Annotated in this window: 10 protein-coding genes, 1 tRNA gene and 1 riboswitch; of the genes, 7 read left to right on the plus strand and 4 right to left on the minus strand. The window is 69.6% G+C overall.

Going from position 1 to position 12,018, the window contains the following annotated elements:
- The first annotated feature begins 406 nt into the window (after window positions 1-406).
- Window positions 407-1,960: an apolipoprotein N-acyltransferase gene (gene lnt / locus BLQ03_RS04920; RefSeq protein ID WP_090753527.1), complete on the plus strand. Its 1,554-nt coding sequence runs from the start codon at window positions 407-409 to the stop codon at window positions 1,958-1,960.
- Between the two features lie 26 nt (window positions 1,961-1,986).
- Window positions 1,987-2,038: riboswitch (SAM-SAH riboswitch) on the plus strand.
- Between the two features lie 3 nt (window positions 2,039-2,041).
- On the plus strand, window positions 2,042-3,208 hold the full coding sequence (gene metK, locus BLQ03_RS04925; RefSeq protein ID WP_090753529.1) for a methionine adenosyltransferase: 1,167 nt from the start codon (window positions 2,042-2,044) through the stop codon (window positions 3,206-3,208).
- A gap of 94 nt (window positions 3,209-3,302) precedes the next feature.
- On the opposite strand, the gene BLQ03_RS04930 is transcribed toward metK, so the two are convergent.
- The gene (locus BLQ03_RS04930; RefSeq protein WP_090753531.1) at window positions 3,303-5,927 is read right to left on the minus strand and encodes a penicillin acylase family protein; all 2,625 of its coding nucleotides are present in this window, start codon (window positions 5,925-5,927) and stop codon (window positions 3,303-3,305) included.
- A 121-nt stretch (window positions 5,928-6,048) separates the two neighbouring features.
- Between BLQ03_RS04930 and BLQ03_RS04935 the strand changes: the two genes are divergently transcribed.
- The 3 genes from BLQ03_RS04935 to BLQ03_RS04945 are packed head-to-tail and all read left to right on the plus strand — an operon-like array spanning window position 6,049 to window position 7,554.
- Entirely contained in the window at window positions 6,049-6,915 is an 867-nt protein-coding gene (locus tag BLQ03_RS04935; RefSeq protein WP_090753533.1) for an NAD(P)-dependent oxidoreductase, read from the plus strand.
- Window positions 6,912-7,319 (plus strand): hypothetical protein, encoded by a 408-nt coding sequence (locus tag BLQ03_RS04940; protein WP_090753535.1) that lies wholly within the window; start codon window positions 6,912-6,914, stop codon window positions 7,317-7,319. Before BLQ03_RS04935 ends, BLQ03_RS04940 begins: the two co-directional genes overlap by 4 nt.
- Window positions 7,309-7,554, plus strand: coding sequence for a hypothetical protein (locus tag BLQ03_RS04945; protein WP_217629656.1), 246 nt, complete (start codon window positions 7,309-7,311; stop codon window positions 7,552-7,554). The genes BLQ03_RS04940 and BLQ03_RS04945 overlap by 11 nt, the downstream gene beginning before the upstream one ends.
- 103 nt (window positions 7,555-7,657) lie before the next feature.
- Here BLQ03_RS04945 and BLQ03_RS04950 read toward each other — a convergent pair.
- The 3 genes from BLQ03_RS04950 to BLQ03_RS04960 form a co-directional block, all read right to left on the minus strand.
- Window positions 7,658-7,732: transfer RNA gene (locus tag BLQ03_RS04950), tRNA-Glu, on the minus strand.
- Between the two features lie 146 nt (window positions 7,733-7,878).
- A complete protein-coding gene (recJ, locus tag BLQ03_RS04955; protein ID WP_090753536.1) occupies window positions 7,879-9,621 on the minus strand; it encodes a single-stranded-DNA-specific exonuclease RecJ in 1,743 nt (580 codons plus the stop codon).
- A gap of 346 nt (window positions 9,622-9,967) precedes the next feature.
- Window positions 9,968-10,594, minus strand: a complete 627-nt coding sequence (locus tag BLQ03_RS04960) for a DnaJ domain-containing protein (RefSeq protein WP_090753538.1) — start codon at window positions 10,592-10,594, stop codon at window positions 9,968-9,970.
- Between the two features lie 72 nt (window positions 10,595-10,666).
- Here BLQ03_RS04960 and BLQ03_RS04965 point away from each other — a divergent pair, with 72 nt between their 5' ends.
- Complete coding sequence (locus tag BLQ03_RS04965; protein ID WP_090753540.1) at window positions 10,667-10,927, plus strand: BolA family protein; 261 nt, start codon at window positions 10,667-10,669, stop codon at window positions 10,925-10,927.
- A gap of 95 nt (window positions 10,928-11,022) precedes the next feature.
- Window positions 11,023-11,991: a class II fructose-bisphosphatase gene (glpX, locus tag BLQ03_RS04970; RefSeq protein WP_090753541.1), complete on the plus strand. Its 969-nt coding sequence runs from the start codon at window positions 11,023-11,025 to the stop codon at window positions 11,989-11,991.
- Window positions 11,992-12,018: the final 27 nt, after the last annotated feature.

A 12,018-nucleotide genomic window follows, 5' to 3' on the forward strand; every position in this document is an offset into this window, starting at 1 on the left:
AGTCGCCCGCCAAGGCGGCAGCGGAAGAAAGCGCGGCCGAGAGCGTTCCGTCCGAAGCTGCGGCCCCGCAAGAGGCTGCTGCGGGCCACGCCGCTGCGAATGGCGCTGGCGAAGACAAGGTTGCCGAGGACACGGCTTCCCCGGCTGGCGAAAGCGGCAGCAATGCGGTGGACGCAGGCGTTTCGGCGCCGGACGTCCCGACCGCATCGGATGCTGGTGCAGAAGGCAAGGGACCGGCCGTCCAGGCCGAGGCCGAGGTGCACGCCTCGGGGGACACTTCGGCGGCAGAAGGCTCGACCGAGCAGCGACCGCACGAAGCGGCTGAGGGCGCGGCGCTGCCCGTTGCCGAAACCGAGGCGCCCGCCAGCCGGGACGCCGAGCCCGCCGAAGGCGCCTGATCCCGGTCATGCGCCCGGCCGAGGTGTCGCTTGCCAGCCCGCGGCCGCGCCTTGCCTGGCGCGCCGCACTGGGCTGGATCGCGGCGGACCTTGCCGTCGGTCTGGCCGCCGCGCTTGGCCAGGCACCTTGGGGGCTGTGGCCCCTCACGGTGCTGGCGCTGGCGGCGATGCTGTGGCGTGTGAGCCAGGCGCCCTCGGCTCGGGCTGCGCTGTTGCGGGCGCTGGTCATTAGCACGGGCCACTTCGCGCTTGCGCTGTTCTGGATCACCCAGCCCTTTCTGGTCGAGGCCGAAATCTACGGCTGGATGTCGCCCTTTGCGCTGGTGCTGACGGCGGCGGGCGGCGGGCTCTTCTGGGCCATTCCCTCCTGGGCCGCGTATCGGCTCGGATGGAACATGCCCAGCCGCCTGGCGGCGGTGGCTCTGGCGATCCTTGTCTCTGACTGGTTGCGCGGCTGGATATTTACCGGCTTTCCCTGGGCGCTCACGGGGCATGTCTGGATCGACACACCCGCAGGGCAACTCGCCGCGTGGTTTGGGGCCATGGGATTGTCGGCCCTGACACTGGCGGCGGCGCTGCTGGTGGCCCTGGGCGTGACAGGCGGCCGCCCCTGGCACGGGCTTGCCAATGCGGCCATGCTGATTGCCGCGGCGTGGTTTGCGGGCCTTGCCCGGTTGAACCAGCCCCTGCCCGCCGACCGGCCCGAGATCATCCGTCTGGTCCAGCCCAACGCCGACCAGACCCTGAAATGGAGCCCCGAGTGGGCCCCCGTCTTCTACCAGCGCCTTACGGGCCTCTCGGCCCTGCCGCTGAAGCCCGAGATGGGGATCGCCTTCCCCGACGCGGTGGTCTGGCCCGAAACCGCCGTGCCCTTCCTGCTGGAGGACGCCGAGCCCGTGCTGGCCGACATCGCCCTGTCCTCTGGTGCGACGACCATCACCGGCATCCAGCGCAGCGAGGGCGCGGCATGGTTCAACAGCCTTGTCGAGTTCACCGGCGACGCCCGCATCGGCCCGGTTTATGACAAGTTCCATCTGGTTCCTTTCGGCGAATACATCCCTTGGGGCGACGCCTTGGCACGCTTCGGCATCACCGCTTTCGCTGCCCAGCATGGCCACGGCTATACCTCGGGGCCCGGCCCACAGGTCCTGACGCTGGGAGGGCTGCCCCCCTTCCAGCCGATGATCTGCTACGAGGCGATCTTCGAGCGTCACCTGATCCGCGCCGAACGCCCGGCCTGGATCCTGCAGATCACCAACGACGCCTGGTTCGGCACCTGGTCCGGTCCCTACCAGCATCTCGCGCAGGCACGGTTGCGGGCGATTCAGTCCGGGCTGCCGGTCCTGCGCGCGGCCAACACCGGCATCTCGGCTGCCATCGACGCACAGGGCCGGGTCCGCGCCACGCTGCCCCTGAACGAGGCGGGGGTGATCGACGCGCGACTGCCCGGTGCCCTGCCACCGACGCTCTGGTGGCGCTGGGGCGACGCGCCGATGCTGGGGCTGATGGCAGCCGCGCTGGCTGCGCTGGCATTTGGCCGCAGGCGCAAGACATTGACGTGAAAGGGCGGGTCGCGTAGGCCGGTCCTCGACCCCCACAACGGCTTCCTGGCGTGGCGCGGTCTTGAACCCAATGGAGCGAGCATGTCCCGTCAGAACTACGTCTTCACCTCCGAGTCCGTCTCGGAAGGGCATCCCGATAAATTGTGCGACCAGATTTCTGACGCGGTTCTCGACGCGCTGCTGGCCGAGGAACCCGCCGCCCGCGTGGCCTGCGAGGCCTTCGCCACCACCTCGACCGTGGTGATCGGCGGCGAGATCGGCCTCAAGGACGAGGCCCGGCTGGCCGAGGTCATGGGCGACGTCCCCGAGATCGCCCGCAAGGTGATCCGCGACATCGGCTACGAGCAGGAAAAATTCCACTGGAACACCTGCCACGTCCTGAACTTCCTGCACCAGCAGTCGGCCCATATCTGGCAGGGTGTCGGCAACGGCGGCGCCGGCGACCAGGGGATCATGTTCGGCTATGCCGTGAACGAGACGCCCGAGCTGATGCCTGCCCCGATCCAGTATGCCCATGCGATCCTGCGGCGGCTGGCCGAGGCGCGGAAGTCCGGCGCGGAACCCACTCTCGGACCCGATGCCAAGTCGCAGCTGTCCCTGCGCTACGAGGACGGCAAGCCTGTCGAGGTGACGCAGATCGTCGTCAGCCACCAGCACAAGGACGAGGCGCAGACCTCGGACGACATCCGTGCCATCGTGGAGCCCTATGTGCGCGAGATGCTGCCGCAGGGCTGGCTGACCGAGAAGACCATCTGGCACGTCAACCCGACCGGCAAGTTCGTCATCGGCGGCCCGGACGGGGACGCGGGGCTGACCGGGCGCAAGATCATCGTGGACACCTATGGCGGCGCGGCCCCGCATGGCGGCGGCGCCTTCTCGGGCAAGGACCCGACCAAGGTGGACCGTTCGGCGGCCTATGCGGCGCGCTATCTGGCCAAGAACGTCGTGGCCGCGGGCCTTGCCGACCGCTGCGTCATCCAGCTGAGCTATGCCATCGGCGTGGCGCGTCCGCTGTCGATCTATGCCGACACCTTCGGCACCGGGAAGGTGCCGGATGCGCAGATCGAGAAGGCCGTGGGCGAGGTCATGGAGCTGACGCCCAAGGGCATTCGCGACCAATTGGACCTGTGCAAGCCGATCTATCGCCGCACCTCGGCCTACGGCCATTTCGGCCGCCAGCCCGAGGCGGACGGCGGCTTCAGCTGGGAACGCACGGACCTGGTCGAGGCGCTGAAGAAGGCCGTCTGATCACCGGATCATGAATGCAGGAAGGCCCGCCGGAGCGATCCGGGCGGGCCTTTTTCATGCCGTGTCGCAGGGCGGCAAACGGCCAGTCCTGCAATCATTCCGCCGGGGACAGCACCGTGATCCCCCGGGCGCCCGCGCGCGCGAGCGTCGGGTCCAGCGACATCGTCACATACTCGCCGCGCCGCCAGCGTTCCGACAGGTCGTCGTAGTGGCGCGACAGCGGGTGCCCCGACTGCCCCGTCGCGATCACGAAGACCGAGCTGTCGGGATCGGCGAGGTCATAGACGCCGCGATAGCCCGCCCCCTCCACGGCAGTCCACGGGTTCTCCTCGGCCCCCAGCACCGGGGCGCGGGCGATGCTGGAACCATCCCCCGAGGTGGACTGCACGAGGCTGACGACCCAGTTCAGGATCGGCATCCGCCCCAGTGCAGGGTGATCGTGGCGGGCCACATGCGCATCGCCCCAGCGCCAGCTTTCCACCTCGGGGCCGAAGCGGTCCGAAAGATCGATCAGCGCCGCGTCGAGCGCCTGCCGGGCCATGGTGGCGCAATCCTCGACGGGCGCGGACTGGACCACGTCGCACCAGGCGGCCGCGCCATCCGTGTTGCGGAAGACGCGCTCGATGAAGGCCGGCTGCAGGCGACCCGCCAGTTCGGTCGCGAGGCCGCCCAGTTCGTCATGTGTCAGCCGCTCCTGCAGGCGGCGCATCCAGGCGGAATAGATCAGCGGCTCGGGCAGGTGCTCGCCCATGTTGCCGTCCCATTCAGCCAGCAGCGCCAAGGCGTCCTGCCGCTGCCGCTCGGGCGTGCCGGGGGCGGCGGGTTCGCCCGTGAACCACAGGTTCGCGCCTACAAGCGGCAGAAGCGCGCGGGCCGCCGGGCTGACGGTGTCGAGCTGTGCGTCGATGAAGCTGTCGCGCGAATGGATCTCGCGCAGGGCCAGCAGGCGCGACAGCCGCGACAGCCGCAGCGGATCGTCGCGGTTGTGGCCGAGGCTTTCGAGGATCGACGGCGCTGCCTCGGGCGACGGCGCGGCATCGGGGCCAAGCCTGTCTTCAGCCGGGCCCGGCTGCGGCTCGGCAAGGGCAGAGCCAGCCGCAATGGGAACCAATTCCACGCCGGCAGGCGCGGCGGCTCCGGCGGGGGGCGGGATGAGCGCGGTTCCGGCACCGATTGCGGTTTCCGCGCCCGTAGCGGCGACCATCCCCTGCAGGGGTGCGGTTACGCGCAAGGGCGCAGTTGGCGGCAGCGGGTCCAGCCAGCGCACGCGGGCATCGCGACCCGGCGCGGGCATCCGGCCGCCCGTGGGATGATCCGCCGGACGGCGCGGGATCGTCCCGGACAGAACCTGCGCCACGCCCTCGGTATCCGCCAGGGTGACCTCGACCGCCGGGGCCACGATACCGGTGGCGGCGCGTTGCGCCTGCGCCCGGTTGGTCGCCTGCATCAGCGCCATCAGTGCGCTCATGGTCGTGTCCCGATCCGACAGTCCGGTCCAGCGCAGCGCGGGGACATAGCCCGCGGGCGTCACCTCGGCCAGCCCCAGATGGGCAGGCGGGATGACGGGGCCGGCGTCGCTTTCGCGCAGGGTGATACGGCGATCTTCGGCATCCAGCACGCGGATCACCTCCTGCCGGGTCGTGAAGTCGCGCCAGCCGCCGTCGCCCAGATAGCGATCGGGCGCGCCGGGCTGGACCTCCTCCATCACGATGTCCTGGTCGTCCACCCAAGCGGGCGTCAGGCCCCAGGCCAGACCGGGGTTGCGGCCCGTCAGGATCGCGGGGATGCCGGGGATCGTGCCGCCAATGACGCTGCCTGCCTGCAGGTCCATCCGAGCCAGGTACCACAGCGAGGGCGCGGTCAGCGCCACATGGGGGTCGTTGGCCAGCAGCGGCGCACCGGCCGCCGTCCGTGCAGGAGCAGCCGCGAAGGCGTTGGCCGTGGCGCCGCGCCCGACGGCCACATAACCCACAAGCGAGGCGAACCAGTCGGACATGGCTTCCTCGGGCGGGGCCACGAAGCGCGCGCCGCCGCCGAACAGCGACGCATAGGGCGGCAGAGGAGGCTCGCCCACGGCGCCCGTCAGGTCGCCCGCACGTTCCGGCACCGCCAGAGAGACGCGCGCCCGCGTCACCTCGGCCGCGACCTGACCCGAGGCGCCCGCAGCCACCAGCTTGAGGATCGCCAGCGAATCCGCGGGCTGCCAATAGGCGATGTCGCCCGGCAGCAGGAAGAACTCGGGCGCGCCGCGACCCAGGGCGCCCTTGTTCACCTCCTCGACCCACGCGTTCACGCCGTCGGCATAGGCCTGCAGCGCGGCGCGGGTCGGCTCGTCCTGCGCCTCCAGCGACGCCTCGGCGTTGCGCCACAACCCCAAGCGCCGGGAAAGGTCGTCGGTCGCATAGGCGCGTTCCCCGAACATCTCGGCCAAGCGCCCCTGCGCTGCGCGGCGCAGCACCACCATCTGGAACAACCGATCCTGCGCATGAGCGAATCCCAGCGCGAAGAAGGCGTCGTGGTCGGTCGTGGCCAGGATATGGGGGACGTTCTCGGTCGTGCGGACGATCTCGACCCGCTGCTCGATCCCCGGCAGCGCCAGTTGCGCGTCATAGTCGGGCAGCGAGCGGACGGCGAAATACCAGGCCAGCACCGCCGCCCCCACGAAGCCGATCATCAGGCCGATGGTCAGCCGGACCAGCCAGCGAAACAGCGAAAGCATGAGGGGCGGACGTCCTTGAAAACGAGGGGCGCCGGTTGACCGGGGCACGGGGGCAATGGAATGTGCAAGGCTGATAGGGCAGAGGCCGCGGCTTTTCAACGCGGCAGACCAAGGGGACGGGATGGCACGAGTAGCGTTTCTGGGACTGGGCGTGATGGGCTTCCCGATGGCGGGCCATCTGGCCGCCGCGGGCCACGAGGTGACCGTCTACAACCGCACCGCCGCCAAGGCCGAGGCCTGGTCCAGCCGCCACAAGGGCCGACACGCGACGACGCCCCGCGCCGCAGCCAAGGGCGCCGAGTTCGTGATGGCCTGCGTGGGCAACGACGACGACCTGCGGCAGGTCTGCACCGGCGAGGACGGAGCGTTTGCGGGGATGGCGAAGGGCGCGATCTTCGTCGATCACACCACCGTGTCGGCGCAGGTCACGCGCGAACTGGCGCAGTCCGCGCGCGAGGCGGGTCTGGGTTTCGTGGACGCCCCCGTCTCGGGCGGACAGGCGGGGGCCGAGAACGGGCAGCTATCCATCATGTGCGGCGGCTCCGAACAGGATTACGCAGCCGCCGAGCCGGTGATGGCGGCTTACGCCCGCATCTGCCGCCGCATGGGCGACAGCGGCGCGGGCCAGCTGACCAAGATGTGCAACCAGATCGCCATTGCCGGGCTGGTGCAGGGCCTGGCCGAGTCGCTGAACTTCGCCGAGCGCGCGGGCCTGTCCATTCCCGAGGTGGTCGAGGTCATCAGCCAGGGCGCCGCCGGAAGCTGGCAGATGCAGAACCGCCACAAGTCAATGGCCGAGGGCAAGTTCGACTTCGGCTTTGCGGTGGACTGGATGCGCAAGGACCTCGGCATCTGCCTTTCCACGGCCGACGAGACGGGCGCGAGCCTGCCCGTCACCGCGCTGGTGGATCAGTTCTACAAGGACGTCCAGCAGATGGGGGGCGGTCGCTGGGACACCTCGTCCCTGATCGCCCGGCTGCGGCGGTGAGCGGGCCGCTGATCCACAAGGGCGCGGGCGAGCCGCGCCCCGAGTGGTTCGAGGATACCTTCGCCGCGAACGGCTGGACCGGGTCCTGGCGCAACGGCGTCTATGACTGGCACCATTTTCACGCGACCACGCATGAGAGCTTGGGCTGCTACGCCGGTTGGGCCGACCTCCAGCTGGGCGGACCCGAGGGCGAGATCCAGCGGATCGAGGCCGGCGACGTCGTCGTGATTCCCGCGGGGCTCGCCCATTGCAATTGCGGACAAAGCGAGGACTTTGCCGTGGTCGGCGCCTATCCGGGCGGCCTTGTCCCCGACATGCAGGAAGGTCCGGGTGATCCCTCGATTGCCCTGCCCCGGCCCGACTGCGACCCGGTGCTGGGCCGGGGACGCGGCTTTGCCGCCTGACCTGCGCGCAGGCTTCACGCCCTACCCCAAGCCGGATTCGGGCGTCGCGGCCTATCGTATCGGGCGCGACCACATCGACGTGGCTTTTCGGGAAAGCGGCATCTACCGCTATTCGGTCCTTTCAGCGGGGCGAGCGAATCTGGACGAGATGGCGCGGCTGGCCCGCAAGGGCGATGGACTTGCAACCTTCATCAGCCGCGTGACCTACCACCTCTACGAGCAGCGGCTGGAGTGACCGGCGCGGCGATATGTGTCCCGCCGCAGCAGCGATCAGTTGAGCTCCGCTTGCCGCAGGACCGCCGGTCTGGCGGATGTGGTTTTGACATGAAGGATGAAAGTGGCAGCCCGTAGGGGAGTCGAACCCCTCTTTTCAGGTTGAAAACCTGACGTCCTAACCGATAGACGAACGGGCCACCTTTGGCGCCTTGCAGCGTTTGCTGCGTGGCGTGGAGCGGTGTTTAGGCAAAGCTCCGGAGGGCCGCAAGAGGAAAAATCAGGGTCGGACGATTTTTCTTCATCTTTACTCTCAAATCCTTGGAAAAGCCCGATCTTGTGCCGCTCAGGCGGGCTCGGAAGCGTCATCCAGGCGCAGCCGGACGCGCTGGCGACCGCCGTAGGTGGACAGCTCCAGCTTTCCCGCGAGATGAAAGCGCCGCCCGCGCGCGCCCAGCAGTGCCGGACCCAACGGGCCCTGCATCGCCCCCCAGGCAACCACGTCCAGCGGCGGCGCACCGGGGCTGCGGGCGCGCAGGCGCAGGTGGCTGTCGCCCATGGTCTGGACCTGCTCGAGAATCTGGTCGGAGAGCGCGAAGCGGGGCGCAGGAGCCCCGGCGCCGAAGGGACCGGCGCGGTCCAGCGCCTCGATCATCTCGAAATTCGCGGCGCGGGCGTCCAGCAGGCCCGAGATCCGCAGCGCGCCCGCCTCCTGCCCCTGCAAGGCCCCGGCGACCAGTTCAGACAGCCGGGCCATGGCAGCGGGGATGAGCGCGGCCTCGACCGTCAGGCCCGCCGCCATGGCATGGCCCCCGCCGCGGACGATCAATCCTTCGGCGGCAAGCCGCTGGATCGCGCGGCCGATGTCCACGCCGGGAACCGAGCGGGCCGAGCCCTTGCCGATGCCGCCCGAGACGCCGATCACGACCGAGGGGCGGCCCGTGGCCTCCTTCAGCCGCGCCGCGACGATCCCCACGACGCCGGGATGCCAGTCATCGCCCGCCGCCCAGGAGAGTGCGGGATCGCCACGCGCCTCGGCCTGCGCCAGTGCCGCCTCGCGCACCGCGCCCTCGATCGTGCGGCGGTCGCGGTTCAGCGCGTCCAGTTCCTGCGCCAGCGCCCCGGCCTCGGCAGGGTCCGTGCAGCTGAGGCAGCGCGCGCCAAGGTCCGCCCTCCCCACCCGTCCGCCCGCGTTGATCCTCGGCCCCAGAAGGAAGCCAAGGTGAAAGGCCGAGGGCGCGCTGTCCAGCCGCGCCACATCCGACAGCGCCACCAGCCCCGGCCGCGCCCGCCGCGCCATGATGGTCAGCCCTTGCCGCACGAAGGCGCGGTTGACGCCGACCAGCGGGGCCACGTCCGCCACCGTCGCAAGCGCCACGAGATCGAGCATCGGCATCAGTTCGGGCTCGGGGCGCCCCTGCGCGCGCAGCACGCGGTTCGCCTGCACCAGCGTCAGGAAGACGACACCCGCAGCGCAGAGATGGCCAAGCGCGCCGTCCTCGTCCGCCCGGTTGGGGTTCACTACGGCCAGCGCGGGCGGCAGAGTCTCTCCGCCTTGGTGATGGTCCAGCACGATCACGTCGGCGCGGCCGCGCGCGGCCTCCAGCGCCTCGTGGCTCAGCGTGCCGCAGTCCACGCAGACGATCAGGCTGTGGTCCTGCGCCAGCCGGTCGATGGCAGGGGCGTTCGGGCCGTAACCCTCCTCGATGCGGTCGGGGACGTAGAGCGTGGCGTCCCTGCCCTGCGCGCGCAGCCAGCACAGGACCAGCGCCGCCGAGGCACCGCCGTCCACGTCATAATCGGCAAAAACGGCGATGCGCTCGCCCGCCGTGACAGCGGCGACCAGCCGCTCGGCGGCCGGCACCATGTCGCGCAGGCGCAGGGGATCGGGCAGCAGCTCGCGCAGGCGCGGCTCCAAGTGGCCGGGGGCTTCGGCGGCGGTTACGCCCCGGGCAGCGAGGATGCGCGCGACAGGCAGGGGCAGGCCTGCGGATTGGGCGAGGCCCTCGGCCAGGCGTTCCTCGGCGGGATCGGGGCCGGACCAGCGCCGCCCCGTGAGCGAGCGTTCGACATTCAGGAAGGCAGTCATGCGCCGCTTGTCGCGACCAAAGGCATCCGGCGCAAGGGCGAGGCGGTGGGTGTCCCGGCGATGTGAATGGCAGGGCGCGCCCGCGTCACCGCCGGACCGGGGCGCTGCCCCGGACCCCGGGATACTTGGACGAAGAAGAAAACCTTAGCTAGGTTTGGGAGGTGAGAAAGCCGTTCCGTGTTGCCCCGGCACGATGCCGGGCGGAAGTCTCTTGCTTGTCCATGACCCGCATACCCGAACTTTCGAGCGACCCGAAACCTTCCACTGGACTGTTTACCGCAAGGAAGGAGTCACGCGCCGGGGCGGAGGCAGCGCCCCGGTCCGGCGTTTCAGGCAGGATCGCTGCTCAGTCCTTGAAGCTGCGGCTGTCCTTGATCTGGTCCCAGGCCCAGACAACCTCCTGCAGGCGGTCCTCGTCGGACCGGTCGCCGCCGTTCATGTCCGGGTGCAGGTCCTTGACCAGCGACTTGTACTGCTTGCGGATCTCCTGCTTGGTCCAGCTGTCCTTGGCATCCAGGATCTCCAGCGCGCGCCGTTCCGTGGGCGGCAGCTTGCGGGTCGCGCGGGTGCGGACCTCGGGGTTGGTGCCGTTGGCGCCCAGGATTTCCAGCGGGTCGTTGACGCCGTGGCGCGCCCAAGCCTGTTCCTGCGCGGCCCGGCCGAAGGGGCGCGTGGGCCGTTCCCAGACGGTCGCATTGTCCAGAAACTCCTGAAACTCGGCCTCGGACTGGCCCTGGAAGTAGTTCCAGTTGGTGTTGTACTCGCGCACGTGTTCCTTGCAGAACCAGTAGTAGTCATCCAGGTGCTTCGGAGACTTGGGCGCGCGGTACTGGCCCGGCTGGGTGCAGCCGGACTTGTCGCATTTGCGGGTCGATGTCTCGAAGGCGCCGGACATGCCGCGACGACCCTTGGACCGCCGCTTCTTGTCGGAAGCCGCGGAGATATCGAAACCGAACGGGTCGCTGTTGGACATGAATGGCCTGCTTTTCGACTCGGGACGGGGAGTGTAGGGCTTTTCGCCGGAAGAAAAAGGGGGAGAGCCCAAATGAAGCAGAGTATCGCCGAGGAAATGCAGGCACGGCTGGCCGCACTCGAGCCCACGCGGCTGGAAGTGATCGACGAAAGCGAACAGCACCGGGGCCACGGCGGCTGGCGCGAGGGCGGGCAGACGCATTTCCGGATCCGCATGGCCTCGCCGCGCTTCCAGGGCTTGGGCCGGGTGGAACAGCACCGGCTGGTAAACCGCACGCTGGGCGACATCGTTCCCCGCATCCATGCGCTGGCGCTGGAACTGTCGGCGAACTGATTGCCCTCATTTGTAGGCTGTTAGCGCCCCCAGACTGGACGCAACCCATGGGCGGGCCTAAGAGCGCCTGCAAACGGCCAGCAAGGGAACGACCGATGAACGCCTCTACCACCGACTTCAACGACCGGATGCTGTCGCTGGGCCTTGCCCGCGTCAGCGAGGCGGCCGCCCATGCCTCGGCGCGGCTGATCGGCCGCGGCGACGAGAAGGCCGCCGACCAGGCCGCCGTGAACGCCATGCGAGAGCAGCTGAACATGCTCGACATCAAGGGCGTCGTCGTGATCGGTGAAGGCGAGCGCGACGAGGCGCCGATGCTGTTCATCGGCGAAGAGGTCGGCAGCGGCGAAGGCCCCGAGGTGGACATCGCGCTGGACCCGCTGGAAGGCACCACGCTGACCGCCAAGGACATGCCGAACGCGCTGACCGTGATCGCCATGGCGCCGCGCGGCACGCTGCTGCACGCCCCCGACGTCTACATGGACAAGCTGGCCGTGGGCCCGGGCTATGCCAAGGACGTGGTCAGCCTCGACATGTCCCCCAGCGAGCGCGTCCATGCGCTGGCCAAGGCCGGCGGCGTGCGCCCCGAGGACATCACGGTCTGCATCCTGGAACGTCCCCGTCACGAGGAAATGATCGCCGAGGTCCGCGCCACCGGCGCCGCGATCCGCCTGATCACCGACGGCGACGTGGCGGGCGTCATGCACGTGGCCGAGCCCGAGAAGACCGGCATCGACATGTACATGGGCTCGGGCGGCGCGCCGGAAGGCGTGCTGGCGGCCTCGGCCCTGAAATGCATGGGCGGGCAGATGTGGGGCCGGCTGATGTTCCGCAACGACGACGAGCGCGCCCGTGCCGCCAAGGCCGGCATCACCGACCTGAACCGCATCTACACCCGCGACGAGATGGTGACGGCGGACGTGATCTTCTCGGCCACCGGCGTCACCAACGGGTCCATCGTCAAGGGCCTGCGCCGCGAGCCGAACTTCATCGAGACGGAAACGATCCTGATGCGGTCCAAGACCGGATCGGTCCGGCGGATGATCTATCGCAACCCGATCCGCTGACCCCCGGTCATCGATAAAGGACACGGC

It is taken from the genome of Paracoccus chinensis (genome assembly GCF_900102885.1).
GTDB lineage: Bacteria > Pseudomonadota > Alphaproteobacteria > Rhodobacterales > Rhodobacteraceae > Paracoccus > Paracoccus chinensis.